This is a genomic window from Streptomyces sp. NPDC003036, assembly GCF_040611175.1.
Lineage (GTDB): Bacteria > Actinomycetota > Actinomycetes > Streptomycetales > Streptomycetaceae > Streptomyces.
The window spans coordinates 208,446-232,808 of record NZ_JBEXNO010000002.1 but is presented as its reverse complement, the minus strand read 5'-3'; the positions used below and the strand labels follow the sequence as shown (position 1 = coordinate 232,808).

General features: G+C 73.3%; 24 protein-coding genes. 18 read left to right on the top strand and 6 right to left on the bottom strand.

Going from position 1 to position 24,363, the window contains the following annotated elements:
* Positions 1-22: 22 nt before the first annotated feature.
* From ABZX67_RS02725 to ABZX67_RS02705, 5 genes are all read left to right on the top strand, one after another.
* The gene (locus tag ABZX67_RS02725) at positions 23-1,171 is read left to right on the top strand and encodes a hypothetical protein (RefSeq protein WP_355353338.1); all 1,149 of its coding nucleotides are present in this window, start codon (positions 23-25) and stop codon (positions 1,169-1,171) included.
* A 65-nt stretch (positions 1,172-1,236) separates the two neighbouring features.
* Positions 1,237-2,094: a phytanoyl-CoA dioxygenase family protein gene (locus ABZX67_RS02720; protein WP_355353335.1), complete on the top strand. Its 858-nt coding sequence runs from the start codon at positions 1,237-1,239 to the stop codon at positions 2,092-2,094.
* 61 nt (positions 2,095-2,155) lie between these two features.
* Positions 2,156-3,355: a galactosyltransferase-related protein gene (locus ABZX67_RS02715; RefSeq protein WP_355353332.1), complete on the top strand. Its 1,200-nt coding sequence runs from the start codon at positions 2,156-2,158 to the stop codon at positions 3,353-3,355.
* Positions 3,356-3,388: 33 nt separating this feature from the next.
* A complete protein-coding gene (locus ABZX67_RS02710) occupies positions 3,389-4,516 on the top strand; it encodes a dihydrofolate reductase family protein (RefSeq protein ID WP_355353329.1) in 1,128 nt (375 codons plus the stop codon).
* A gap of 17 nt (positions 4,517-4,533) precedes the next feature.
* Positions 4,534-5,286 carry an SUMF1/EgtB/PvdO family nonheme iron enzyme gene (locus tag ABZX67_RS02705; protein ID WP_355353481.1) on the top strand — a complete coding sequence of 251 codons (753 nt, stop codon included), beginning with the start codon at positions 4,534-4,536 and terminating at the stop codon, positions 5,284-5,286.
* Here ABZX67_RS02705 and ABZX67_RS02700 read toward each other — a convergent pair.
* Both ABZX67_RS02700 and ABZX67_RS02695 read right to left on the bottom strand, forming a co-directional pair.
* Positions 5,226-5,912, bottom strand: coding sequence for a DsbA family protein (locus ABZX67_RS02700; RefSeq protein ID WP_355353326.1), 687 nt, complete (start codon positions 5,910-5,912; stop codon positions 5,226-5,228). The genes ABZX67_RS02705 and ABZX67_RS02700 overlap by 61 nt on opposite strands.
* Positions 5,909-7,159, bottom strand: a complete 1,251-nt coding sequence (locus ABZX67_RS02695; RefSeq protein ID WP_355353323.1) for an acyltransferase — start codon at positions 7,157-7,159, stop codon at positions 5,909-5,911. The genes ABZX67_RS02700 and ABZX67_RS02695 overlap by 4 nt, the downstream gene beginning before the upstream one ends.
* A 248-nt stretch (positions 7,160-7,407) precedes the next feature.
* On the opposite strand from ABZX67_RS02695, the gene ABZX67_RS02690 reads away from it, so the two are divergent.
* Positions 7,408-8,613, top strand: a complete 1,206-nt coding sequence (locus ABZX67_RS02690) for a transposase (RefSeq protein WP_355353320.1) — start codon at positions 7,408-7,410, stop codon at positions 8,611-8,613.
* Between the two features lie 161 nt (positions 8,614-8,774).
* Here ABZX67_RS02690 and ABZX67_RS02685 read toward each other — a convergent pair whose 3' ends face one another.
* Positions 8,775-9,746 (bottom strand): ScbA/BarX family gamma-butyrolactone biosynthesis protein, encoded by a 972-nt coding sequence (locus tag ABZX67_RS02685; protein ID WP_355353317.1) that lies wholly within the window; start codon positions 9,744-9,746, stop codon positions 8,775-8,777.
* A gap of 218 nt (positions 9,747-9,964) precedes the next feature.
* Between ABZX67_RS02685 and ABZX67_RS02680 the strand changes: the two genes are divergently transcribed.
* From ABZX67_RS02680 to ABZX67_RS02665, 4 genes are all read left to right on the top strand, one after another.
* On the top strand, positions 9,965-10,588 hold the full coding sequence (locus tag ABZX67_RS02680) for a ScbR family autoregulator-binding transcription factor (protein WP_355353314.1): 624 nt from the start codon (positions 9,965-9,967) through the stop codon (positions 10,586-10,588).
* Positions 10,585-11,520 carry an SDR family oxidoreductase gene (locus tag ABZX67_RS02675; RefSeq protein ID WP_355353311.1) on the top strand — a complete coding sequence of 312 codons (936 nt, stop codon included), beginning with the start codon at positions 10,585-10,587 and terminating at the stop codon, positions 11,518-11,520. Before ABZX67_RS02680 ends, ABZX67_RS02675 begins: the two co-directional genes overlap by 4 nt.
* Before the next feature lie 86 nt (positions 11,521-11,606).
* Positions 11,607-12,380: an SDR family oxidoreductase gene (locus tag ABZX67_RS02670; protein WP_355353308.1), complete on the top strand. Its 774-nt coding sequence runs from the start codon at positions 11,607-11,609 to the stop codon at positions 12,378-12,380.
* Positions 12,381-12,686: 306 nt separating this feature from the next.
* A complete protein-coding gene (locus ABZX67_RS02665; protein ID WP_355353305.1) occupies positions 12,687-12,842 on the top strand; it encodes a hypothetical protein in 156 nt (51 codons plus the stop codon).
* 22 nt (positions 12,843-12,864) lie between these two features.
* Here ABZX67_RS02665 and ABZX67_RS02660 read toward each other — a convergent pair whose 3' ends face one another.
* Together ABZX67_RS02660 and ABZX67_RS02655 are read right to left on the bottom strand one after the other, a co-directional pair.
* A complete protein-coding gene (locus ABZX67_RS02660; RefSeq protein ID WP_355353302.1) occupies positions 12,865-14,322 on the bottom strand; it encodes an amidase in 1,458 nt (485 codons plus the stop codon).
* Between the two features lie 210 nt (positions 14,323-14,532).
* Positions 14,533-15,135, bottom strand: coding sequence for a TetR/AcrR family transcriptional regulator (locus tag ABZX67_RS02655; RefSeq protein ID WP_355353299.1), 603 nt, complete (start codon positions 15,133-15,135; stop codon positions 14,533-14,535).
* 107 nt (positions 15,136-15,242) lie between these two features.
* Here ABZX67_RS02655 and ABZX67_RS02650 point away from each other — a divergent pair, with 107 nt between their 5' ends.
* From ABZX67_RS02650 to ABZX67_RS02620, 7 genes are all read left to right on the top strand, one after another.
* Positions 15,243-16,940: a CocE/NonD family hydrolase gene (locus ABZX67_RS02650; protein ID WP_355353297.1), complete on the top strand. Its 1,698-nt coding sequence runs from the start codon at positions 15,243-15,245 to the stop codon at positions 16,938-16,940.
* A gap of 80 nt (positions 16,941-17,020) precedes the next feature.
* Positions 17,021-18,709, top strand: coding sequence for an ABC transporter substrate-binding protein (locus tag ABZX67_RS02645; RefSeq protein ID WP_355353294.1), 1,689 nt, complete (start codon positions 17,021-17,023; stop codon positions 18,707-18,709).
* Positions 18,706-19,656 carry an ABC transporter permease gene (locus ABZX67_RS02640; protein ID WP_355353291.1) on the top strand — a complete coding sequence of 317 codons (951 nt, stop codon included), beginning with the start codon at positions 18,706-18,708 and terminating at the stop codon, positions 19,654-19,656. Before ABZX67_RS02645 ends, ABZX67_RS02640 begins: the two co-directional genes overlap by 4 nt.
* Positions 19,653-20,528: an ABC transporter permease gene (locus tag ABZX67_RS02635; protein WP_355353288.1), complete on the top strand. Its 876-nt coding sequence runs from the start codon at positions 19,653-19,655 to the stop codon at positions 20,526-20,528. The genes ABZX67_RS02640 and ABZX67_RS02635 overlap by 4 nt, the downstream gene beginning before the upstream one ends.
* Positions 20,525-21,580: an ABC transporter ATP-binding protein gene (locus tag ABZX67_RS02630; protein ID WP_355353285.1), complete on the top strand. Its 1,056-nt coding sequence runs from the start codon at positions 20,525-20,527 to the stop codon at positions 21,578-21,580. Before ABZX67_RS02635 ends, ABZX67_RS02630 begins: the two co-directional genes overlap by 4 nt.
* Positions 21,561-22,382, top strand: a complete 822-nt coding sequence (locus ABZX67_RS02625) for an ATP-binding cassette domain-containing protein (RefSeq protein ID WP_355353282.1) — start codon at positions 21,561-21,563, stop codon at positions 22,380-22,382. Before ABZX67_RS02630 ends, ABZX67_RS02625 begins: the two co-directional genes overlap by 20 nt.
* A complete protein-coding gene (locus ABZX67_RS02620) occupies positions 22,379-22,837 on the top strand; it encodes a DUF3237 domain-containing protein (protein ID WP_355353279.1) in 459 nt (152 codons plus the stop codon). Before ABZX67_RS02625 ends, ABZX67_RS02620 begins: the two co-directional genes overlap by 4 nt.
* Here ABZX67_RS02620 and ABZX67_RS02615 read toward each other — a convergent pair.
* A complete protein-coding gene (locus ABZX67_RS02615) occupies positions 22,822-23,250 on the bottom strand; it encodes a MarR family transcriptional regulator (protein ID WP_355353478.1) in 429 nt (142 codons plus the stop codon). The genes ABZX67_RS02620 and ABZX67_RS02615 overlap by 16 nt on opposite strands.
* A gap of 193 nt (positions 23,251-23,443) precedes the next feature.
* Between ABZX67_RS02615 and ABZX67_RS02610 the strand changes: the two genes are divergently transcribed.
* Positions 23,444-24,361: an SDR family oxidoreductase gene (locus tag ABZX67_RS02610; protein ID WP_355353476.1), complete on the top strand. Its 918-nt coding sequence runs from the start codon at positions 23,444-23,446 to the stop codon at positions 24,359-24,361.
* Positions 24,362-24,363: the final 2 nt, after the last annotated feature.

The window sequence follows — 24,363 nt, the reverse complement described above, 5'->3', positions numbered from 1 at the left end:
CGTGAACGTGAAAGGGACCGACATGAACAGCACCGTGCACGGCGGGCAGGGCACTCCCGTCACCTTCGAGACGTTCCAGGACGTCCTGCGCGAGCGGGTGCCGGCCCTGTCCATCGGGCTCGACGAGTGGACGCGCCGCATGATGTGCTGGCACTTCTCGCCCGAGACCGGCTCCCCGTTCTGGGTACGGCGCCGCTCGGCCCTCGGCTTCGACCCGATCCGGGACGTCGACGGCTTCGCGGCCCTGCGCCTGTTCGGGCTGTTCGACAAGGAGGAGCTGCGCGCCGCGAGCGCCCGTGACCTGCGGCCGCGCGGCTACCGGGACCGTCCCTTCCGGGTGTTCGAGACCGGCGGCACCACCGGGGCGCCCTGCCGGATCGTCAACGTCACCAGACTCGCGTACGACGTCGAGATCTACCGGACGATGCTGGAAGCCCGCGGCGTGGCGGGCGGGGACGTCCTCGCGATGACGCCGAGCGGTCCGCACGCCTACGGGCACTTCGTGGAGGGGCTCGCCGACAGCTGGCGCGGGGCCGTGTTCTCCATCGACTTCGACCCCCGCTGGGTGAAGGCGGCGCTGCGCGAGCACGGCGAGGCCGACGCGTACACGGACCACCTCGTCGCACAGACCCTGACCCTGCTCACCGCCGAACGGCCCTCGCTGCTCTTCACCACGTCCCAGCTGCTGCTGGCGCTCGCCATGAGGCTGCCTCGCCCGCTCTCCGCGTACGGCGTCAAGGCCGTATGCACGGGCGGCACGTCGTGCACCGCGGCCGAGGCGGAGTTCCTCCGCGAGGAGCACCTGCGCGGCGTGCAGTGGATCGACACCTACGGCAACACGCTGGTGGGGCACGCACTCCAGGCGGACCGGCTCGACGACGACGGCCCCGGCGGGCCCGGCGAGCCCCTCGGCCACTCCTACCACCTGCCGCCGCCGTTCGCCGTGATGGAGGTCGTCGACCCCGCGGACCCCTGGCGCGTCCTGCCCGTGGGCGAGCGCGGGCGCGTACGCGTCACGACGCTCCTGGAGGACCTCTTCCTGCCGAATCTCCTGGAGCGGGACAGCGCCATCAGGACGGGGCCCCACCCGTGGTTCCCCTGGGACGGGGTGAGGGCCGTACAGCCCTTCCAGGACGACGAGACCGAGGAGACGTACCAGGGCGTCTACTGACCGCCGCCGGTTCGTGTTGTCACCCCACCGCGCCGGCATCGTCCGGACCCTGCCCTCAGGAATCCATGAAGACGCTTTCCTCGAACGGCCTGCCCCTCCCCTTCACCCCGGACCTCTTCGCTCCGCTGAGGGACAGCACCGGCCTGTACGGCCGCCCCGACGCTCTGCGGGAACGCCTGGCCTCGGACGGCTACCTGTACCTGCGCGGCGTGCTGGACCGAGCGGAGGTGCTGCGGCTGCGCGGCGCCTACTTCTCGCTCTTCGACCCCGCCTACCTCGCCCCGGGCACCACTCCGGAAGAGGGCGTGTTCTCCGGCCGGGTCCCGGCCGGGCTGCCGCCCCACGGGATGCCCGGGCACCCCGCGCACGCCTTCGTGCGCTCGCGGACCTTCCGGGACTTCGTCGGCAGCCCGGTGCTCGCCAAGCTCGCCGAGGCGGCGCTCGGCGGCAGCGCCGAGCTGCTGCCCCGCCGCATACTGCGGCACTTCCACCGCGGCGCGCACCGCGCCTCCCGCGCCCACGTCGACCTGGACTACCTGGACGCCGGGTCGGACCGGCTGGTCACGATGTGGATACCCGGCGGCGACTGCCCGCTGGAGGCCGGGGCGCTGGTGTACCTGGAGGGATCGCACACCCTGCGGGCCGATGAGTACGCGCCACTGCGCGCGACCTCCGACCGCCCCCACGACCGGCGGCCGATCACCCACGACCTGGAGCTGCTCGCCACCCGGCTGGGCCGCCGCTGGCTGTGGGCGGACTTCTCCGCCGGGGACGTCATGGTCCACGTATCGCGCATGGTGCACGCCTCCCTCGACACCGCCACCGACGCGATGCGCCTGTCCATCGACCTCCGGTTCCTCCCGACGGGGGCCGCCGCCGACCCCCGGTGGCTCCGCGCGTGGTCGGCGGACGACGGCGCCTGAAACACCGTTACACCACTGGGGAACCACCACTGAGCTACCACCATGGAAGGGGAGTACGGAGATGTACGAAGCCTCGGAGCCGGACACCGGGCGGCTGGCCCGCCGGCTCACGGCCCACGCCGTCCTGGCGCACCATCCCGCGGTGCCGGACATCGCGGCGGACTACTGGGAGATGAGCCGGGACCACTACCGCGCGGTGGACGGGCGGCTGGCGGACGCCGTGGCCGGAGCCCCGGACGCCGGTGCGGCGTACCGCGCCGTACTCGCGGACCCGGACGACGCCGCGCTCCACCATCTGCTGGCCGAACGGCTGGAGCGCCTGCTGGCCGAGCGGCCGCACGAGCGGGAGCGGCTCGCCGGGGCCGTCGCCGGGGCCGACCCGCACATCTGGATCGACTACCACCTGGGGGGCGGGCCGGGCGCGTACGGCACCGGGCCGGTCGGACCGGACGGGGTGGCGGAGGGCTCCGGCGGGGACCGGCAGCCGGGGGTTCCCGACCTGCCGGAGGCGCACGTCGTCATTCCCTTCCGCGACCGGGAGGGGGGCACCCGGACGCGTAACCTCCTGGCCTGTCTGCGCGCCCTGGCGGACCAGGCGGGCGGCGCGGCGCACCGGGTCACCCTGGTGGAGGCGGACACCGAGCCGCGCACGCGCGCGCTCGTCGACGGCCTGGTCGACGACTACGTCTTCGCGTACAAGGACGGCCTGTTCAACAAGGCGTGGGCGGTGAACGTCGGTGCCGTCGCGCACGCCGGGGCGCCCGCGCTGTGCGTCCTGGACGCCGACATCCTCGTCGACCGCTCCTTCGTGCACCGCAACGTCGCGCGGCTGTACGACGGCGGGCACGCGGCGCATCTGCCGTTCACGTGGTCGCTGTCGCTCGACGAGCGGTCAACCCTTCGGGCGATCGGTCTGCGCAACGGCGAGGGCAGGGCCGAGGTGCCGACGGCGCACCTGCGCGGCCTGCTGCTGCGGGAGCCTCCGGGCGGCTGCGTCTGGACGCGCACGGAGACCTTCCACGAGATCGGCGGCTTCGACGAGCGGTACGAGGGCTGGGGCGGAGAGGACGACGACATGGTCGCCCGGCTCTCCGCGGCCGCCCCCCTCATCCGGTACGACGACCCGCTGCTGCACCTCAACCACACCCGGCCCGCGATGACGAGGGACGGGGTCCCGTTCAACGCCCATCTGGAACCCATGAGCTGGAGCGCGGGGATGGGCTACGGCGATGCGGCGAAATTCCGCGACCAGAAGAACTAGAAGGACGAGAAGGACGAGAAGGAGCTTCGTACCGTGTCCATGCCCCATGTTCTGCTGTCGGCCGCGGTGTCGCTGGACGGCTGCCTCGACACCCGCCCGGGCGAGGACCGGCTGCTCCTCTCCAGCGAGGAGGACTTCCGGCGGGTGGACTCCGAACGCGCCTCCAGCGACGCCGTTCTGGTCGGAGCGGGGACGCTGCGCGCCGACGACCCCCGTTTGCGCGTGCGGTCGCGGGCCCCGCAGGCGTACCCCCTGAAGGTCACCGTCACCCGGAGCGGCGATCTCGATCCCGCATGGCGGTTCTGGCACCACGGCGGACGCAAGGCGGTGTACGCGGTCGGTGCCCGCGCGTACGCCCGGGCCTCGGCCGCCGTGGGCGGTCTCGCCGAGGTGTACGAGGTGGCCGAGGGCGACGACGCCGCCTGGGAAGCCGTCCTGCGCCACCTCCACACGCTGGGCGTGCGGCGGCTGATGGTCGAAGGCGGCGGGCAGGTCCACACCCAGCTGCTCCAACAGGGCCTGGCGGACGAGCTGCAGCTCGCCGTCGCGCCCCTGCTGGTGGGTCAGCCCGACGCACCGCGCATGCTGGGCCCCGGGCTCTACCCGGGCGGGCCCCTGCACCGGCTCACCCTCGTCGAGACCCGGCCGGTCGGCGATGTGGTCCTGCTCCGGTACGCGCTGAACCGGCGCCCCGGCACCGACGGCCGGGCGACCGCGGCGGACCTGGCCTGGCTCGCCGAGGCCTGTGCGCTGGCCGCCGCGTGCCCACCGTCGCGGACGGCGTTCTCCGTCGGCGCGGTCGTCGTCGGGGCCGACGGGCAGGAACTCGCCCGGGGGCACTCCCGCGAGGGCGGCGACCCCCACGTCCACGCCGAGGAGAGCGCGCTCGCCAAGCTGGCCGGGGACCCGCGGCTGCCCGGGGCGACGGTCTACAGCAGCCTGGAGCCCTGCGGCCGACGCGCGTCGCGACCTCGCCCATGTGCCCAGTGGATCATCGACTCGGGGGTACGGAGGGTGGTGACGGCCTGGCGCGAGCCGGACACGTTCGTCGTCGCGGCCGCCGGTGCCGAGCTGCTCCAGGCGTCGGGCGTGACCGTGGTGGAGATCGCGCGGTACGCCGATGCCGCGATGAGGCCCAACGCGCATCTGCTGTCGAGCTGAGGAGGGAACGGGTGGACATGGTGGAGCGGGTGGACGTGGTGGAACAGGTGGACTGGGTGGAGGTCCCGGCCGGGCTGCTGCGCCGGGGCACGCCGGTGGACGAGGTGGCGCAGGTGGCCCACCGCTACCGGGACACCGGCGTGCCGCTGGAGTGGTACAGGAAGGAAGCCCCGCGTACGGAGCTCCGGCTCCCGGCGTTCCGGATCGCCCGCACGCCCGTCACGGTCGGCCAGTGGACGCGCTTCGCGGTGGCCACCGGCAGGCCGGTCCCGCAGGCGCCGGCGGACCACCCCGTCGTCGGTGTCGCCTTCGACGACGCGACGGCCTACTGCCGGTGGCTCGGGGAACGCCTCGGCGGCGTCGCGGTGCGGCTGCCCACCGAGGACGAGTGGGAGCGCGCCGCACGCGGTGACGACGGCCGGGAGTTCCCGTGGGGAGACGAGTACCGCACCGGCCTGGCCAACCTCGTGGACCTGGGCATCGGGGCGACGGTGCCGGTCGGCTCGTTCCCCGAGGGGGCCAGCCCGTTCGGCGTGCTGGACATGGCGGGCAACGCCGACGAGTGGACCTCCACCCGCTACGCCCCCTATCCGGGCGCCCCCGACGACGTGCCGCGTACCGAGGACTGGGCTTTCGACCCGCACGTCACGCGGGGCGGGTCCTTCCGCCACGACCGGGACCTGGCCCGGTGCGCCCGTCGGCACGGTGTCTACGAGCGGGACCTGGCGGCGCTCGGCGTGGGGTTCCGCGTGGCGGCACCGGCGGAGTGAGGGGAGCCGCCCGCGGGCGGGCGGAGCGCCGCGAGGACCTCCCGCACGCGGTCCGCCCGCGGGACGCCTTCCGTGCGCCAGGTGCCGATGGTCAGCGTCGGCACCGTGTGGATGCGGTGCGTCCGCCGGGCCTCCTCCTGCTCGCGCAGGTACTGCTCGGCGGCCGCCGCGGAGGTGACGTAGGCGCGGAACTCGCGTGCGTCGAGGCCGACATCGGCCGCCAGGTCCCCCAGCGGTCCCGGGTCCGCGATGTCCAGGTGCTCCAGGAAGTGGGCGTCGAAGACGCGGTCACTGTAGGCGAGGCCGACGCCGTGCCGTTCCGCGTAGCGGTGGCCGCGCAGCGCCAGGCCCGTACGCGGCAGGGGCAGCGAGGGCGCCGAGCCGAGCCGGACGCCGAGGCGTTCGGCCATGGGGAGGACGGAGTTCTCCCAGACCCGCTCGGGGTAGTCGCCCTCGCCGGGCGGCGGGGTCCCTTCCGGGTGCAGCTCGTAGGGGCGCCATACGGTCCGGACGTCCGGATCGGTGACCGCGTCGGCGAGCACCTTGCGGGTCATCACGGAGAACGGGCATATGTAGTCGAACCACACGTCGATCGTCGTCACCGTGGTCATGGTCGTCAGCGTCATCGTGAGCCTCCGTCACGGGGCGGGCCGGACCGTCCGGCCCGTGGAGCGGGTGGGGGTGAGGGTGGGGGTGGCGTTGCGGGCGGCCGGGCGACGCCCATGCGGCGGGTGACCGGCCGTTCGAAGAACGTGTACAGCAGCCAGGACAGCCCCAGCGTCACCACGAGTCCCAGGAGCAGCATCCCGATCCCCGCCGGGGTGTCCCAGGACCGGTCCGCGCCGACGGCCCGGTGCCCGTACATCTGCACCAGCCGGTGCGACAGGTAGAAGGCGAAGGAGAGTTCGCCGAGGCGGACCATGGTGCGCGAACCGAACGGTGAAACGTTTCCGCGCAGGTCCGCGGCGGCCGCGGCGGTGACGAGCCAGGCGAGCGGGACGACGGTCGCCGCCACCATGCCGTACGCGAACGGCACCACGAGCGCGACGCCGTAACCGGTGACGACCGCGAGCCCGGCGAGCGGCAGTCCGGGCCCGCACCACCGCCCGGTCCACAGGATCCGCGCCATGACCATGCCGAGGACGAACTCCAGGGCGCGTACGGGCGGAAACGCGAACACGAACCAGTAGTGCTCCTCCGAGACCGCCAGCCACCACATGTCGGGACCGGCGGGCACCACGGCCGAGGCGAGGGCCGGGACGCAGAGGACGGCCGTCACCAGCCCCGCCGCCCACCACCACAGGCGGGCCGGGCGGATCGCGTCCACGAGCCGGAGCAGGAGGGGGAAGGCGAGGTAGAAGACCGCCTCGCAGGCGAGGGACCAGCTGACCGGATTGGCGCTGAGGATCACGTCGACGTCCGGCGTCCAGGTCTGGACGAGCAGCAGGTTGCGCACGGCCCCGGGCACCGCCTGGCCGGTCCAGGCCAGCAGGGCGACGGCGACGGCGAAGGTCAGTACGTGGCTCGGGTAGATCTTCCACGCGCGCCGCCGCCAGAAGCGGCGGGCGGTGTCGTCCGGGCGCGCCGACCAGGTGAGCAGGAAGCCGCTGAGGACGAAGAAGAAGGACACGCCGACCCAGCCCGCCTTGGAGAACAGCTGGACGAAGGCGGCGTTGGTCCCGGGGTCGCGGAAGACGTTCTCGTACGTCGCGTGGAAGAGGAAGACGAGCAGCGCGGCGGCGAACCGCATTCCGGTCAGCGACGGCAGCCGGCCGCCACCTCTGCCTCCGCGGTCGGCCGCGGCGGCGCTCTTCCCGTCCGCGGACGCCGGGGTCGCGGTCGTCGGGGCCGCGACGCGTGCGTGAACTGCCAAGGTTCTCCCCCCTCTCCGTGCGCTCAGCCTGCTGGCCCGCCCCGGGCCGGGCAACGCCGACTTGCACAAGAAGCGCCGACTTCCGGCCATCAACCACCAAACAGGGGGCGGGACTTGCGCAAGTCGTCACGGACCGGTGAACCCCCTTGGAAAATACAGAACGTTCTCTATTCTTTTACGAGTGAGGTGTCCTCTCACGCCGTCCGTCCGAACCAGTCGAGGGGGAACGCATCGTGGCTGCGCACGGCATGACGCAGTTACGGGGACCGGTCGATCCGGCCCCGATCGCCGCCTACACCGAGGAACTCTTCGGCCATCTGCCGCGCGCGGACCAGCGCAGGTGGGCGCAGTCCTACCTGCAGGGTCTGCTCACCACGCCGGGCAAGAAGTCGGTCCGGCGGCTGGCCGCCGCCGTCTCCACCTCGCCCACGGCCTCGCAGTCGCTGCAGCAGTTCATCAACGCCAGCCCCTGGGAGTGGGACCCCGCGCGGGGCGAGCTGATGCGCTGGGTCGAGGAGCGCGCCCCGGTCCGGGCCTGGACCATCGCTCCGGCCGTGCTGCCGAAGCGGGGCGACCACTCGGTCGGCGTGCACCGCCGCTTCGTCCCCTCGGCCGGACGCACCGTCAACTGCCAGGTGGCCCTCGGGCTCTTCCTCTCCGTCCCGGGGCACAACGTCCCGGTCGACTGGCGGCTGTTCCTGCCCGACCACTGGGCCGACGACACGGGGCTGCGGCGGCGCACCCGCATCCCCGACACCGTCCGGCACCGGCCCCTGTGGGCGGACACGCTGGACCTGACGGCGAGCGCGGCCGCGCGCACCTCGCTGGCCGCGGTGCCGGTGGTGGCGGACATGACGGAGCTGCCGAGCGTCGCCCCGCTGGTCTCCGGGCTCTCCCAGCGGGGGTACGACTTCCTCGTCGCGGTGCCCGACGCCATGCAGGTGATCGCCGACGGGCACCTCAAGGCGCAGCCCGCCGCGCACGCGGCGACGGCGGCCACCACGCTCAGCGCCCGGTCCTTCCTGGCCATGAACAGCCGGCGGCACCCGCACACGGCCACCGTGACGGCGTCCGACGGGCAGCAGCGGCTGCTCCGCATCGTCTCCGGCCTGGTGCGGGTGCCCGGCGTCCGGACGGGCGCCGGCGCGCCGCACCGCACCTACCGGCTCTTCGCCGAGTGGCAGGCGGACGAGCAGCGGCCGTCGGTGGTGTGGCTGACCAGCATGGTGCAGGCGCGCATGAGCGACCTGCTGGCGCTGACCCGGCTGCGCGCGGGCAGCACCGCGACCGTGCACAGCCTGCGCGAGCACCTGGGGCTGCTGGACTTCGAGGGCCGGTCGTATCCGGGCTGGCACCACCACATGACGCTCGTGTCGGCCGCGTACGCCTACAGCCGCCTGGCCGGGGTCACCCAACGGTCCGAGGCGCTCGGCCTGAGCAGACGCACGGCCTGACCCCTCCCCCGGTGGGACCGTCGGCCGCCGCACCACGTTGGACGCGGCGGCCGACGCCCCTCCTCCCCCGCCCGCTTCGGGCACACGGAAAGGCGGGCGGTGCGGGCAAGCCGTAGGGCCTGCCCGCACCGCCCGCCCGATCCTGGGGGGGTGTCGCCGACTCAGCGAGCGGCGACCGTTTCCGTCGTCACCGTCGCGGAGAAGACCACCTGCTCCTCCTGCCAGGCGGTCACCTTCGTACGCCGCCGGCCGTGCTCGTCGTGCCGCTCCGGTTCGTCCGGCTCGGCGGTGATCCAGCACGGCGAGTCGAACTCGACGTACCGGAAGAAGGCGATGTCCATGCCGACGGGCAGCACCCGTCGGTGGGGATCGAGCGCCTGCGTGGCCTGGCGCGCGGCCTCCAGCAGGAGCATCCCGGGCGCGTGGTCGACCGGGTGGTCGAAGAGCACCGGGTGGGCGGTGTCCGTACGCAGCCGCCAGCGCCCGTCCCCGTCGGCCGGGGCGAGCACCACGTCCTGCGGCCGGTCGCGGCCCACGAGGGCGGGAGACACCGGCGGAGGCGGGGCGAGGACGCTCGCGAGGACCTTGTCGAGGTCGGCCCGGCCGGCGCGCAGCCGCTGGTAGACCGCCGGGGTGTAGCAGCCGAACCGGGTCTCGGCGGTGGCCAGCGGCACGCCGTCGCGCGAGACGTCGAAGTTCATGGTCACGGCGGCCAGCTGGCCGCCGCGGCGTCTGATGTCGGAGGCGGTGACGGTCAGTTCGAGCTCTGCGGGGACGAACTGCGCGGCGAGCGCGGAGGGGTCGAGCGTGTAGCGGAAGAAGTCCCAGCTGAGCCGAGTGCCGAACGGGACGTCGTACGCCGCGTGCGACAGGAGGGGCAGCGTCTGGCGGATGGTCTCGCTCAGCAGCAGCGGATCGTGCAGCCCCTCCTGCGTCAGGTAGAAGCTGTGCTGGCGGGGCCACTGGGCGGTGACGGTGAAGGAGTCGGGGCCCATCGGCCGCCAGCCGGTGAGGAACACCTCGGCTATGGCCGCGCGGTGCACGTACTCCCTGGGAACGGCGTAGGTCAGCGTCGGCGTGAGCACGGGCGCGGGCGCGGTGGACGCGACCGGCTGCCGGGTGGTGTGAGACATGCGGAACCTTCCCCCTGATGTCCGATGTGTGTGACAGACCGTGCTGTACGGCGATGTCGTGCCCGCACGCTCATAAAATAGAGAGTGTTCTTTTTGTTTGTCGAGGGAAACCGTGAGAACTTTCGCCAACCGCAGGTCAACGCAGGGGCGTTCAGGGTGTCGTCCCACATGGCGAGCGGATAGCATAAAGAGCGTTCTCTACGGTTAGGGGAGGGTGCATGCCACGGACGAAGCAGGAGCGGGCCGTTCGGACGCGCGAGGCGATCTTGCGCGCGGCCGCCGAGGTTCTCGACGAGTACGGCTTCGCCGGCGCGAGCATCACCAAGATCGCGGAGCGTGCCGGCGCCACCACCGGGGCCATGTACTTCCACTTCAAGTCCAAGGAGGGGCTGGCGCTCGCGGTGATGAACGCCCAGCCCGACACGATCGTCCCGATGCTGCGCTCCCGGGGCCTGCAACGGCTCGTGGACATCACGCTGCTGTGGTCGTGGCAGATCCAGCAGGACCCGATGCTGCGCGCCGCCGTGCGGCTGGCGGTGGAGCAGGGCGCCTTCGGGATGCGCGACGACACGTCGTACCGCACGTGGGTGCGGATCATGACGGACTGTCTGCTGGAAGCGCGGCACGACGGCGAGCTCCGGGACTCCGTGGACCCCGTGGAGGTGGCCGAGTTCGTCGTGGGCGCGTGTACCGGCATCCAGCTCTACTCGCAGCTGGTGAGCGGACGGGCCGACCTGCCGCAGCGGACCGTGGGGATGTGGCGCAATCTGCTCCCCGGAATCGCCGTCCCCTCCGTCGCGGAGCGGATCGTGCTCGACGCCGACCGCGCGAGGCCGGCGTGAGCGCCCCCACCGGGCTCCGCGCGGCCCACCGGGAGGCGCAGCGTGCGACGCGGGCGGACCGGGACGGCGGAAAGCGGCTGACCATCGCGGTGACCGGCGCCAGCGGCACGGTGGGCCACACGGTGACGGCCCTGCTGGCACCCCGCCACCGGGTGCGCGCGCTGACCCGGGACCCGGCCCGGGCCGCCCGCCGGGGGCTCGCGGGGGACATCGTCGGCGCCGACTTCGCCGACCGGGCCTCGCTGGCCCGCGCCTGCCGGGGCGCGGACGCGCTGCTCCTCGTCACCAGCGATCCGCTGCGGCCCGACCACGAGGACAACGTTCTCGCGGCGGCCCGGGCCGGCGGCGTACGGCACATCGTGAAGGTGTCCGCGCTCGCCGTGACGGAACCGGATGCCCAGGACCTGGTGACCCGCTGGCAGCGGGAGAACGAGGAGCGATTACGCGCCACGGGCATGGAGTGGACCCTGCTGCGTCCGCGCGCGTTCATGTCGAAGACGCGCGACTGGGCGCCGTCGATCGCCCGGGAGTCGGTGGTACGGGCGCTGTACGGCGACTCGCGCGTCGCCTGCGTCGACCCCCGGGACATCTCCGAGGTGGCGGCGCGGGTGCTGAGTACGCCCGGCCACGCGGGACGGGCGTACGCCCTCACGGGTCCCGCCGCGATCTCCCCCCGGGAGCAGTGCGCGGAACTGGCCGCCGCGGTCGGCAGGCCGCTGGACTTCGTCGAGCTGACCCCGCAGGAGGCCCGCGACGCCTGGTGGCGGCGCTACCCCGAGCCCCTGGTACGGGCCCTGCTGGAGATGAGCCGGCGTCAGGCGGCCGGCGGGAAGGCCGCGGTGGCCGACGGCGTCGAGCAGGTGCTCGGGCGCAGGCCCACGGCCTTCCGGACCTGGGCGCGGGACCACGGCGACCACTTCCGGGCGGCGTGACCGGCAGGCCGCCACGCGGTTCCCGGATCCCGTGAGGATGTCGTAACCGCCGCATGGCCGCGGCGCCGGGACAGTTCAATAGGTGCATGACAACTACTCAGTTACTGCTCACCGACAAGGTCGTCATGATCACCGGCGCCTCCAGCGGCATCGGCGCGGCCGCCGCCCGGCTGTTCGCGGCGGAGGGCGCGGCCGTCGTCCTGGTGGCCCGCCGCGAGGAGCGGCTGCGGGCCCTGGAGAAGGAGATCGCCGACAGCGGCGGACGGGCCACGGCGGCGCCCGCCGACGTGACGCGGTCGGACGAGGTCGAGCGCGCGGTGGCCCTGGCGGTGGACACGTACGGCGGCCTGGACGGCGCGTTCAACAACGCCGGCTGGGCGACGGTCGGAACGGAGCTGCACGAGACCGACGACGCGGTCTTCCAGCAGATCATGGACGTCAACGTACGGGGCGTGTGGAACTGCATGCGCCACCAGGTTCCGGTCATGCTCGGCTCGCCCTCCGGCGGCGCCATCGTCAACACCTCCAGCGTGGCGGGCGTCCTCGCCACCGGCGCCGTCGCCCCGTACGTCGCCGCCAAGCACGCGGTCATCGGCCTCACCCGGGCCGCCGCGGCCGAGTACGGGCAGCGCGGGCTGCGGGTGAACGCGCTGGTGGTCGGCAACACCCGTACGGAGCTGATGGACGAGGTGCTGGAGGAGACGCCGGAGATCGAGGAACGTTTCCTCGCCCGCCCCATCCAGAAGCGCATGGCCGCCCCCTCCGAGGTGGCCCAGGCCGCCGCGTGGCTGTGCAGCGACCGCTCCTCCTTCGTGACGGGGGCGGCGGTCCCGGTGGACGGCGGCTGGACGGCCGCGTGAGACGGGCGACCGCGTGAACCGGACGACCGCCTGAGACCCGCCGCCCCGGGAAGCCGGGGCGGCGGACGCGGTACGCCGTCGAGGAGACCGAGCGTCAGGTGTCCCGGTGTCAGGCCGCCCTGCGGCGCCTGAGGGCGTAGAAAGTGATGCCGCCGAGCAGGAGGACCCCGGCGCCGACACCGGCCGGCAGCACGAGCTTGCCGACGAGCGAATCGTCGTCCTTCGCGGCAGCGGTGGTGCCGCCGGTCCCGCCCTCTTCGCCGGTCCCGTTCCCGTTCCCGTTCGCACCGGACGGCGAGGGGCATCATGCGCCGGCTCCTCCTGGACCCGGAGGCCCGCACCGAGGTCCTCATTGCGGTGGGAGACGCACGGTTCACCACCTGCCTCGCCGAACCCGTGACGGCACCTGGCGCCCGGCTCAACCTCAGCGTCTTCACCCCAGGAGAGCCGGTCACCTGCTGAACGGGGCGAAGAACAACGCTCTTCATGCCCAGAGGCTGATCGCGGGCCCCCGGTCCTCGATGGCCTGGGCGGCGTCGAGGACGAGCTCCTCCTCGAAGCGGCCGCCGATGAGCTGGGCGCCGACGGGAAGGCCGTCGTCGAGGCGGACGGGCACCGTGACGGCGGGGAAGCCCAGGACCGGAACAGCCGTCATCGGCCACATCGCGGTGAACAGCCGCCCGGCGCGCGCCTCTTCGCCGAGGTCGGCGTCCTGCTCGAAGGGCAGCTCCGCGCAGACCGGGGTGAGCAGCAGCCGGCCGGATCCGAGGAGCTCCTGGAGCCGGGTGACGAGCGTGGCGCGGCGGGCCCAGCCGGTGATGTAGGTCTCCAGGGTGGGGCGTTCGCCCCACTCGGCGGCCGCGGCCGCGAAGTGCCCGGCCAGCGCCGTGCGGATCGCCGCGTCGCCGACCTGCTCGACCAGCGGCAGCATGGGGCGCAGGTCCTCGGTGATCAGCAGGGACCACAGGCGCGCCGCCTCGGCGAGCAGCGGCAGGCCGTCCAGCTCCTCGACCTTGTAGCCGGCGTCGCTGAGCCGCGCGGCGGCGTCGCTCACCGCCCGGTCGACGGCGGGGTGGTTGTCGACGGTGCCGATGCTCCGGACCACGGACACCGTGACGGGCCCGGCGCTGCCCGCCCGCTCGGGGATCGCCGGGACGCCGTGCGGGTGCCGCAGGTCCGGGGTGGTCATCGCCCGCAGGGCCAGCCGGGCGTCGGCCACGGTCCGGGCGAGCGGGCCCTGTACGGCGCAGGCGTGCACGGTGGGCGGGAAGTCCAGCTCGACGGGCCCGTCGGGCGTCTCGGCGAAGGCGGGCGGCGCCCAGTCGGAGATCCGGCCGACGGTGGGGCGTACGCCTACGACTCCGCAGCAGGCGGCGGGGAAGCGGATGGATCCGCCGATGTCGTTGCCCTGGGCGAGGGGCGTCATACCGGCGGCGAGGCTGCTGGAGGCGCCGCCGCTGGAGCCGCCGGGGGTGCGGCCGTGGTCCCAGGGGTTGAGCGTGCGGCCGTGCAGGTCGTTGGTGGTGAACCAGCGGAGGGAGAAGGCCGGGGAGTTGCTGCGGCCGAGCGGGATGGCCCCGGACCGGCGCAGGGCGGTGACGCAGGCAGCGTCGCCCTCGGCGGCCCGGTGGGCGAAGGCGGCGACGCCGTTGGTGGTGGCGTACCCCTTCTGCTCCGTGTTGACCTTGATCGACACCGGCACGCCGTGGAGCGGGCCGAGGTCGGCGCCCGCGGCGACCGCCTCGTCGGCGCGGCGGGCGTCGGCCAGGGCTTCGTCGGGACGTACGTCCACCAGGGCGTTCAGCCGGGGGTTGGTGTCCTCGATGCGGGCGAGGCACGACCGCACCACCTCGACGGCGGAGACTTCACGGGCCCGGATGGCGGCGGCGAGGTCGGTGGCGGTGCGCTGCCACAACGCGGCGGGCTGGGCTGCAGTTCCCATGGGATACCTCTTGGAAGGAGAGCCCCCGGGCGCGGCAGGGCGCACGGCGGGGACGGAGAAGAGGGGCGGAGAGGGCGGGGAGGAGCAGGGCGCCACGCGTGAGGTGATCCGTGGCCGCTCGACGACAGAGGAGGAAACGCCGTCATACAACGGCGTTTCATGTCGGGGTCAGCCTGCTTCCGGGCGCCCGGACCTGTCAACCCTCGCCCCTCACTCCCCTCCGGAGCGCCGCTCTCCCGACTGCCGCGACAGCAGGTCGATCAGGGCCAGCGCGACGCGCGTCCCCCGGTCGGGATTCCAGGTGTCGGGGTCCTCCAGGGTGGACAGCCAGTAACCCCGGAAGAGCAGGTGCAGGATGTCGGCGCTCAGCGCCGGATCGGGAACCCCGGCCTCGGCCACGAGGGCGCCCATCTCCTCACGGCTGCGCCGGGCGGTGGCGCGCCGGAGCTCCTCGACGTCCGAGCCCGCGTCGGAGCCGGCGCTGGCGATCTCCATCAGCAGGCGGCGCAGCACCTCGTCGTCCCGCTGGGTGGTGCACATCCAGCGGGCGACGGCCTGGAGCCGGTCCGGGCCGCTGACGCCCTCCAGCACCTCCTCCATCTCGCGCGCCCAGTCCTCCTCCGCGCGACGCAGGGCGTTGATCATGAGCGCGGAGCGGCTGGAGACGTAGTTGGTGACCATGGCCGTCGAGCCGCCGAGCTGCGCGGCCACGGCGCGGATGGTGACGGAGCGGACGCCTCGCTCGCGGGCGACCTGGATGGTGGCGGCGGCGATCTCGTCGAGCCGCCTCGCCTCGTCTACCTCAATCGGCATGTCGCAGACCTTAACTCAGGGGGTTGACCCGCTTATCCGGAGCTGCAATGTTGTCATACAACGCCGTTACATGACGCTGTTGTTTCTCAATTCCAGGAGAACACCGCATGACTCTCCCCTGCGAGCGGATCGGCCCCGCCCCCGTCCCCGACCAGGCCCGGCAACACCTGGTCCGGATGCGCGACGGGGTACGGCTGGCCACGGACGTCTACCTCCCGGAGGACCTCGACGAGGCCACGGTCCCCGCCGTCCTCGTCCGACTCCCGTACGACAAGAACAGCCGCTACGTCTTCTTCGATCGGATCGCCGCGCTCTTCACCGCCCGCGGCTACGCGGTCGTCGTGCAGGACGTGCGCGGCAAGTTCCGCTCCGGCGGCCGGACCCTGCCGTTCCTGCGCGAGCCGCAGGATGGTTACGACACCATCGACTGGATCGTCCACCAGCCCTGGTCGGTCGGGGTCGTGGGGATGTTCGGCGACTCGTACTACGGCTTCACGCAGTGGGCGGCGGTCGCCGCCGAGCACCCGGCGCTGCGTGCGATCGTCCCCCGCGTCACCACGGTGGACTTCAACGCGACCTCGCAGAGCGACCCGCTCGACGGGGCCGCGGTCGGCAGTCCCGTCTGGCTGGAGGGCATCGAGTACTACGCCCACCACTGGGTCGACAACGGCACGTACGACTACGAGCCGGACCGCTCGCTGCGCCCCGTGATCGAGCAGTACGAGCAGGCGTTCCGCGCCATCGGCGCGCGCTCCGCGTGGTTCGACACCCTCGCGCCCCGCTACACGAACCTCTTCCCCGCGCTGGGCCGCCACCCCTTCGACGCCCGGCCCGTGCCGGTGCTGCACTGCGTCGGCTGGTTCGACAACATCCTGATCCCGCACATGCGCGACTATGTGGAGCTGGCCTCGCGGCCGGGGTGGGACGCCGTGCAGTACCTGTGGGCCGGTGCGGTCGACCACGAGAACTACCACCTCGACCTGGCGCCGGTGGCCGAGGAGGACGACCACGCCGTGAGCGAGGCGGCCCTCGCGCGCATGCTGCCCGCCTACGTCGACCCCGCCCTCGCCTTCTTCGACGTGTTCCTCAAGGGCGTCCGTCCGGTCTCCTCGCTCCCCAAGGTGGACTGGGAGCTCGGCCACGCCGGCCGGCGCACGTCCGGCGCGTGGCCCCCGGCCGAGTCCGCCGAGCGCGTCTTCTGGCTGGGCGACCCGGCCGACGCGGCGGGACCTCTGCCGGGCGCCCCGCTGACCGGGGAGCCCGTGGCCGAGCAGCGCAGCACGCGGTGGGTCCACGACCCGGAGGCGCTCGTGCCGTCGCTGGTGCCCAACTCCTTCGCCGTCCTCCAGACGTACCCCGACGTGGCGCCCGTCGCCGCGCGTGAGGACGTCCTCGCCTTCAGCGGACCGGTGCTGTCCGAGCCCCTCGACCTGGCCGGTCCCCTCGGCCTGGACCTCCATGTGACCAGCACCGCCCCGGTGTTCGACCTCTACGCCAAGGTGCTCGACGTCTCCCCCGACAGCCGGGCGCACCTGATCGCCCGCGGCCAGGTGTCGGTGCGCGGCCCCCAGGCCCCGGACGAGGTGCACATCGACCTGGGCCACACCGGTTACCGCGTACGCCCCGGGCACCGGCTCGCGCTGATCGTGGCGAGCAGCGACTACCCCATGTACCTGCCGTGCCCGGGCACGGACGAGAACCCCTGGACCACGGTCGCCGCGAAGCCGAGCACGCAGACCCTGCGCACCGGCGGGGCGTGCCCGTCGCGCCTGACCGTCACGGTCCTGCCTCCACGGGCCGACTGACCCCCGCTCGTACACGCCCCCCACTGAAGGATTCCCCGAAGGACCGTCAGAGCCACGCAGTCCCCGATCAGGAGCACCTCATGCACGCTCCCAGAACCGCCCCCGGAACCGCCCGCACCCTCGCCGCCGCCCTGTCCGCGCTGGTGGCCCTCTCCGCCTGTACGTCGGGGGCCGGCGGCCCCTCCGGCTCGTCGACGAGCACCCCGAAGCTGACCACCACCACGCCCGCCGCCACCGGCGCCCTCGACCAGGTCACCTGGAACCTCCCGATGGGCGAGCCCACCACGCTCGACCCGGCCAAGGTCGGCGACTACTCGCCCAGCACCGTGGTGTCCAACCTCTGCGACCCCCTGCTGAGGCTGAAGGCCGACTACTCCATCGCGCCGGGCCTCGCCACCTCCTGGCACCGCCCGGACCCGAGGACCCTCGTCCTCAACCTCCGCGAGGGCGTGCGGTTCTGGAACGGCGAGCCCATGACTGCGGGCGACGTGGTCGCGAGCCTGCTACGGCAGCGCGACCCCGCCACGCAGAGCGTCAACATCAACGTCATGGCCGGCGTCACCTCCGTCACGGCCACCGGCGCCCACCAGGTGACCGTCCGTTTCGAGGCGCCGGACCAGCTGTTCCTGAAGTACCTGGTCAACGGCTTCGGGGCGGTCAGCGAGGCCGCCTACCTGAAGAAGGCCGGCTCCTCCTACGGCACCGCCAAGGGCGGCCTGATGTGCACCGGCCCCTTCCGGCTCACGAGCTGGAAGTCCGGTGAGTCCATCACGGCGGTACGCAACGGGGACTACTGGGACGCGGCGCTGCGGCCGAAGGCCGAGAAGCTGACCTTCAGGTTCATCACCGACAGCTCCACCCTCACCAGCGCCCTCCTCTCCGGGCACATCGACGGCAGTTACGAGATCCCCTCCACGGTCACCAGGGCGCTGCGCTCCTCCCGTACCGGCACGGTCTACTACGGCCCCTCGGCCCAGACCGTCTTCCTCTACCCCACGAGCACGGCCTCGCCCCTCGCCGACCGCCGCATCGCCGACGCGCTGTCCCTGATCCTCGACCGCGACGCCCTGATCAGGAACGTCTACGACGGCGCCGCCCAGAAGCCGAAGACCTTCATCCCGTCCCTGGTATGGAAGAACAGCGAGGCCGCGGACGTCTACGCCACGGCCCATGACGCGCTGCCCGCGCTGCCCCCCGTCGACGAGGACAGGGCCAGGAAGCTGGTCGAACAGGCCGCTCCCCGGCAGCGCACCCTCACCGTCGCCATGGGCGCGGGCGACCAGCAGTCCCTCCAGACCCTCACCTTCCTCCAGGCCGCGGCCAAACGGATCGGTCTGGAGGTCGTCATCAGGCAGCTCCAGCCGACGCAGATGTCCGGCCTGTTCTACGACCCGTCCGCCCGCGAGGGCCTCGACGCCACCATGGTGCTGGGCTACGTCGAGATACCGGACCCCCTGTCGTACGCGGAGATGCTGACGGCGCCCGAATCCCCGCTGAACTGGACAAAGTACCGCAACGCCGAGGTGACCGCGCTGCTGCGGCAGGCCAAGGCGACGCTGGACCCCGCCCGTTCGGCCGCGCTCTTCACCCGGGCGCAGGCGCTGTACACCGAGGACCTGCCCATCGTGCCCCTCGCCTGGCCCCACGAGCGGATGTTCCTCAACAAACGCCTCAGCGGCGCCCCCGCGTCGTTCGCCTACATCAACATGCCGTGGGCGGCCCACCTCGGCGGCACCGGCGACGGCGGCACCGGCGAGGGCGGCTCATGATCTGGCGGTTCGTCGTCCGCCGTGCGGCGATGCTGGCGGTGACCGCGCTCGTCGCCGGACTCGCCCTCCACGGCGCCCTGTTCCTCTCCCCCGGCGACCCCGCCTCCCTGCTGATCGGCGGGGGCAAGCCGCCGAGCCCCGAACTGCTGGCGGAGATCCACCGCCAGTACCACCTCGACGACCCGTTCCTGGAGAGCTACTGGCGCTGGCTGAGCGGCATGCTCCAGGGCGACGCGGGCCAGTCCCTGACGTACAAGGACTCCGTCACCCACCTGATCGCCGACCGCATCGGCAACACCCTGTTCCTGGTGGCGTACGCCGCCGTCCTGATCATCGTGCCGGGCGTCCTGCTGGGCACGCTCGCCGCCCTGCGCGGCGGCTGGGCGGGCACGCTCGTGACCGTGGTGACCACCTCCCTCATGGCGGTGCCCACGTTCGTGATGTCCGTCCTGCTGATCTGGTGGCTCTCCGTGCGGATGGGCTGGTTCCCGGCGTACGGCGCGGGAGAAGGCTTCGGCGGGCGGATCGAGCACCTCACGCTGCCCGCGCTGGCGCTCGCCGCGTCCTGGCTCGCGTACGTCGCCCAGGTGACGCGCTCCGCCGTCCGCGCCGAACTGGGCGCGGAACACGTCCAGACCGCGCGCAGCCGGGGCGTTCCCGAACGCGTCGTCGTGCGCAAGCACGTCCTGCGCAACGCCTCCGGGCCGATCTTCTCGGTGTCGGGTGTGGCGGTCGCGGGCCTGATCGCCGGCTGCGCGATCGTCGAGCAGGCCTTCGGCGTCAACGGCATCGGCGCCCTGCTCATCCAGAGCGCGGCCAAGCAGGACTTCGCGGTGGTGCAGGCACTGGCCCTGATCGCCGTGGTCGTCTTCGTCGCGGTCAACACCCTCGTGGACGTGGTCACCGCCGCCCTCGACCACCGCGTTCCGCTGGGAGGCGACGCATGAGCACGTACCAACTCGCCGCGCTCACCGGGGGCGAGGGGCGGTTCGGCCGGGTCCGTGCCCTGGCCAGGGGCCGGGGCGTCCTGATCGCCGCCGGGGCGGTCGTCGTCCTGGTCGTCCTCGCCGCCGTGTGCGCGCCGCTCCTCGCGCCGTACGACCCCGACGCCGTGGACCCGTTCGCCGTGTACCAGGGCGGCTCGGCAGCCCACTGGCTCGGCACCGACGACACCGGGCGCGACATCCTCTCGCGGCTGCTGTACGGGGCCCGGCCCAGCCTGCTGGCGCCCGCCGTGGTCACGCTGGCGGCCGGAACGGTCGGCACCGCCCTGGCGGTGTCCGCCGCCTGGCTCGGCGGCTGGTACGACCGGCTGGTCTCCGGCCTGCTGGACCTGGTCTTCGGCTTCCCGGGGCTGGTCCTCGCCGTCGTCGCGGCCGCCGCCTTCGGCGCGGGCCTCGGCGTGGCGGTGATGACGCTCTCCCTCGCGTACCTGCCCTACATCGCCCGCACCGTGCGCGCCGCGGCGCTGCGCGAGTGCCGGATGCCGTACGTGTCCGCCCTGCGGATGCTCGGCATGTCCGGGTGGCGGATCTGCCTGCGCCACCTGGTGCCCAATCTGCTGCCGCTGGTCCTGGTCCAGCTGACGACCGCCTTCGGGTACGCGCTGCTCGATGTGGCCGCGTTCTCCTTCATCGGTCTCGGCACCCAGCCGCCGACCGCCGAGTGGGGGCTGATGGTCGCGAACGGCTCCACCGGGATCCTCGCCGGGCGGGCCGAGCAGTCGCTCTACGCCGGGCTGGTGATCGTGGTGTTCGTCATCGCCTGCAACCTGCTCGGCAGCGGCCTGTCCCAACGCCTCCTGGGAGACGACCGATGACCGAGTCCCCCGCCCTCCTCGAAGTGGACGGGCTGCACATCACCCTGCCGGTCAAGGGCGGCCGCCGCGGCACGGTGATCCACCGGGTCGACCTCACTGTGCCCGCCGGGTCCGCCGTGGGTCTGGTCGGCGAGTCCGGATCGGGCAAGTCGCTGACCGCGCGTGCGGTGCTGCGCCTGCTGCCGCCGGGCGCCCGGACCAGCGGGGACATCCGCTTCGACGGCGCGTCCGTCCCGGCCATGGGCCCGGCGGCGCTGCGCGCGCTGCGCAGCCGGGACGTCGCCCTGGTGTTCCAGGACCCGCGCGCCCACATCAACCCCGTGCGGACGATCGGCGACTTCCTCACCGAGGGGCTGGTCACCACGCGGAGCGTACGTCCCCGGGCCGCCGAGGCGACCGTCACCGAGCTGCTGCGCGCGGTAGGCATCGCCGACGCGCCCCGCCGACTGCGGCAGCGCCCGTCGGAGCTGTCCGGCGGCCTGCTCCAGCGGGTGATGATCGCGGCCGCGCTGGCGGGCGAGCCGCGGCTGCTGCTCGCCGACGAACCGACGACGGCGCTCGATGTGACCACGCAGGCGGAGGTCATGGCGATCATCGAGGAGGCCCGCGCCGAGCGGGGCCTCGCGATGCTGTTCATCACCCACGACCTGGCCCTCGCCGCCGCCGTCTGCGACCGCGTCGCCGTGATGTACGCGGGCACGGTGGTGGAGGAGCTGCCCGCCGAGCGCCTGCACACACGGGCGAGTCACCCCTACACGCGGGCGCTGCTGGCCTCCCGCCCCGCACCGGGCGCGGACGGCCGGCCGCTGCAGGCCATCACGGGCCGGCCGCTATCGGCGTTCGAGGCCGGGCCGGGGTGCGCCTTCGCTCCGCGCTGCCCCGACGTACGGGAGGTGTGCCGGACCGAGCGCCCGGCGCTGCGGCCCGTCGGCGGAGCCGCTCCGGGCGGGGGCGGCGCCGCGTGCCACTTCCCGATCACCTTCCCGATCCAGCCGCACGCCGTGCCGTGCGCGGGCGACAGGAGCACCGACCGTGTCCGACGCGACCACTGAGCCGCCCGCCCTGGAGGCGACCGGGCTGCGCAAGCTGTACGGGGACTTCGTCGCCGTCGACGAGGTCGGCCTGACCGTCCCGCCCGGCGGCGCCCTGGCCGTCGTCGGCGAGTCCGGGTCGGGCAAGACGACGACCGCCCGCATGATCGCCGGGCTGGAGACGCCGACCGCCGGGACCATCCGGCTGGGCGGCCGCGGCCGGCCCGGCCCCCGGGCGCGGACGGCCGAGCGCAGGCGCTTCGCCCGGGAGATCCAGATGGTGTTCCAGGACCCGTACGCCTCGCTCGACCGCCACCAGCGGGTCCGCGACTGCGTCGGGGAGGTCCTCGCGCTCCACACCGGGCTGCGCGGCTCCGCCCTCGACCGGAAGGTGGCCGAACAGCTCCGTGAGGTCGGGCTCGACGAGCGCCAGGCGGGGTCCTTGCCCCGCGCGCTGTCGGGCGGCCAGCGCCAGCGCGTGGCCCTCGCCCGGGCGTTGGCGGTGCGGCCGCGCGTGCTCGTCCTCGACGAGGCGGTCGCGGCGCTGGACGTCTCCGTGCAGGCGCAGATCCTCACGCTGCTGCGCGACATCCGCGAACGGACGCGCGTGGCCTACCTCTTCATCACCCATGACCTCGGCATCGTGCGGCACGTCTGCGACGACGTCGTGGTGATGCGCCGGGGCCGCGTCGTCGAACGGGGCCCGGCCTCCGCCGTCCTGTCCGACCCCCAACACCCCTACACCCGTCATCTGCTCGACGCCGTGCCCCGGCCCGGCTGGAAGCCCACCCGCCGCACGGAACCCACTGGAGCATCCTCATGACGTCCGCCCCTTCCCTGACCTTCGTCTTCGAGATCCGCGCGCAGATCGCCGAGCACCTGCACATCGGCCACGGCGACGGTGAGCGCACCGAGTTCACGCCCATCACCGGCGGCAGCGTCGCCGGCCCCCGCCTCAACGGCACCGTCCTGGCGGGCGGCGGCGACTGGTCCAGCACCCGGGGCGAGATCTTCCAGCTGGAAGCCCGCTACCTCATCCGCGCCGACGACGGCGCCGTCATCGACATCGTCAACCGCGGTTACTACCACGAGGGCGCCAAGAGCCCGGAGCAGTACGACGGCGAGCTGATGGTCGCCCGGGCCGGCACGTACTTCCGTACCGCCCCGGTGTTCCGCACCGACGCCCCGGCGCACCGCTGGCTCGCCGAGACGGTCTTCGTGGGTCTCGCCCGCGAGGAGGACGGCCACATCGTCATCCGCTGCTACAGCGTCGACTGACCCTCGGTGACGCGCAGGAGCAGCGCGTGGAGCGCGCGGCGCTGCTCCTCGTCGAGGGGGGCGAGGAGCTGCTCGGTGACGTGCGCCGCGTCGCGGTCGCTGTCCCGCAGCAGCGTCCGGCCCTCGTCCGTCAGGACGACGATCCGGTTGCGGCGGTCGCCCGGATCCGGGCGCCGCTCGGTGAGCCCGAGGCGCTGGAGGTCGTCCACGAGGCTGACGATGGCGCTGGGGTCGTAGCCGAGCCGGCTGCTCAGTTCGCGCTGGCGGGCGCCGTCGACGGTGGCGAGGTAGCGCAGCAGCGCGTAGTGGCGCAGGCGGAGTCCGTGCTGTTCGAGGGCGCTGTTGAAGAGGCTGCCGGAGCGCAGGCCGAGCCGGTAGAGGAGGTAGCCGGTGTCGGCGTGCAGCGCGCGCATCCAGGGGGCGCCGGTGATGTCGTCGCTGATCGGGGGCTCCTTGGGCCGTTCGGGACACGGATCGCGCTCACGATCCCATAAATGAGTCATCACAACAACCATTGACGACAACAATGATTGCTCTTAGCTTCTTTTCAGCGCGCCCCTCGGCGCGCTCCCTTTCGACAGATGGAGGCCGGCGATGTCCGTGGACCTGAAGCCTGTGGATGTGACGGGGAAGGTGGCCGTGGTCACCGGCAGCGGGCGCGGCCTGGGGTACGCGTACGCCGCCGCGCTCGCCCGGGCGGGCGCCGCGGTCGTGGTGAACGACGTGGACGCCGGCGCGGCCGAGGCCGCCACGAAGTCCCTCACCGAGGCGGGCGGCCGCGCGGTCGCCGAAGCCGTGGCGGTGGGCACCACGGAGGCGGCGGAGCGCCTGGTGGCCCGGGCGGTCGAGGAGTTCGGCCGGCTGGACGTGATGGTCACCAACGCGGGCATCCTGCGCGACCGGGTGCTGTGGAAGATGACGGACGACGACTTCGACGCCGTCATCGCCACGCACCTGCGGGGCACGTTCACCTGCGCGCGCGCCGCGGCGGTACGGATGCGGGAGCAGGGCGAGGGCGGCAGCCTCGTCCTGGTCGGCTCCCCCGCCGGCCAGCGCGGCAACTTCGGGCAGACCAACTACGCGGCCGCCAAGGCCGGTATCGCCGCGATGGTGCGGACCTGGTCCATGGAGCTGGCCCGGTCGGCGATCACGGTCAACGCGATCGTGCCCGTCGCCGCCACCGCGATGACCGAGACGATCCCCGCCTTCGCCCCGTACGTCGACGCCCTGAAGCAGGGCCGGCCGCTGCCCGACGTCCTGCGCAAGGGCGAGGGGTTCGGCACCGCCGACGACTGCGCCGCGCTGGTGCCCTTCCTCGCCTCCGACGCCGCACGCGGCGTCACCGGGCAGTGCGTCGGCATCGGCGGCGACCGGCTCGCCCTGTGGTCGCACCCGCAGGAGGCGGCGGTGGCGTACGCGGACGGCGGCTGGACCCCGGAGTCCATCGCCGCGGTGTGGGACACGTCGCTGGGGCGCGAGCCGCAGAGCGTCGGCATCCCCGCGCCCCGGATCCCGGAGGCGTGAGG

Coding starts and splice junctions, on each gene's coding strand:
- ABZX67_RS02725 (WP_355353338.1), top strand. CDS start 23: ATGAACAGCACCGTGCACGGCGGGCAGGGCACTCCCGTCACCTTCGAG.
- ABZX67_RS02720 (WP_355353335.1), top strand. CDS start 1,237: ATGAAGACGCTTTCCTCGAACGGCCTGCCCCTCCCCTTCACCCCGGAC.
- ABZX67_RS02715 (WP_355353332.1), top strand. CDS start 2,156: ATGTACGAAGCCTCGGAGCCGGACACCGGGCGGCTGGCCCGCCGGCTC.
- ABZX67_RS02705 (WP_355353481.1), top strand. CDS start 4,534: ATGGTGGAGCGGGTGGACGTGGTGGAACAGGTGGACTGGGTGGAGGTC.
- ABZX67_RS02700 (WP_355353326.1), bottom strand. CDS start 5,912: ATGACGCTGACGACCATGACCACGGTGACGACGATCGACGTGTGGTTC.
- ABZX67_RS02690 (WP_355353320.1), top strand. CDS start 7,408: ATGACGCAGTTACGGGGACCGGTCGATCCGGCCCCGATCGCCGCCTAC.
- ABZX67_RS02685 (WP_355353317.1), bottom strand. CDS start 9,746: ATGTCTCACACCACCCGGCAGCCGGTCGCGTCCACCGCGCCCGCGCCC.
- ABZX67_RS02680 (WP_355353314.1), top strand. CDS start 9,965: ATGCCACGGACGAAGCAGGAGCGGGCCGTTCGGACGCGCGAGGCGATC.
- ABZX67_RS02670 (WP_355353308.1), top strand. CDS start 11,607: ATGACAACTACTCAGTTACTGCTCACCGACAAGGTCGTCATGATCACC.
- ABZX67_RS02665 (WP_355353305.1), top strand. CDS start 12,687: ATGCGCCGGCTCCTCCTGGACCCGGAGGCCCGCACCGAGGTCCTCATT.
- ABZX67_RS02660 (WP_355353302.1), bottom strand. CDS start 14,322: ATGGGAACTGCAGCCCAGCCCGCCGCGTTGTGGCAGCGCACCGCCACC.
- ABZX67_RS02655 (WP_355353299.1), bottom strand. CDS start 15,135: ATGCCGATTGAGGTAGACGAGGCGAGGCGGCTCGACGAGATCGCCGCC.
- ABZX67_RS02650 (WP_355353297.1), top strand. CDS start 15,243: ATGACTCTCCCCTGCGAGCGGATCGGCCCCGCCCCCGTCCCCGACCAG.
- ABZX67_RS02645 (WP_355353294.1), top strand. CDS start 17,021: ATGCACGCTCCCAGAACCGCCCCCGGAACCGCCCGCACCCTCGCCGCC.
- ABZX67_RS02640 (WP_355353291.1), top strand. CDS start 18,706: ATGATCTGGCGGTTCGTCGTCCGCCGTGCGGCGATGCTGGCGGTGACC.
- ABZX67_RS02635 (WP_355353288.1), top strand. CDS start 19,653: ATGAGCACGTACCAACTCGCCGCGCTCACCGGGGGCGAGGGGCGGTTC.
- ABZX67_RS02630 (WP_355353285.1), top strand. CDS start 20,525: ATGACCGAGTCCCCCGCCCTCCTCGAAGTGGACGGGCTGCACATCACC.
- ABZX67_RS02620 (WP_355353279.1), top strand. CDS start 22,379: ATGACGTCCGCCCCTTCCCTGACCTTCGTCTTCGAGATCCGCGCGCAG.
- ABZX67_RS02615 (WP_355353478.1), bottom strand. CDS start 23,250: ATGCGCGCGCTGCACGCCGACACCGGCTACCTCCTCTACCGGCTCGGC.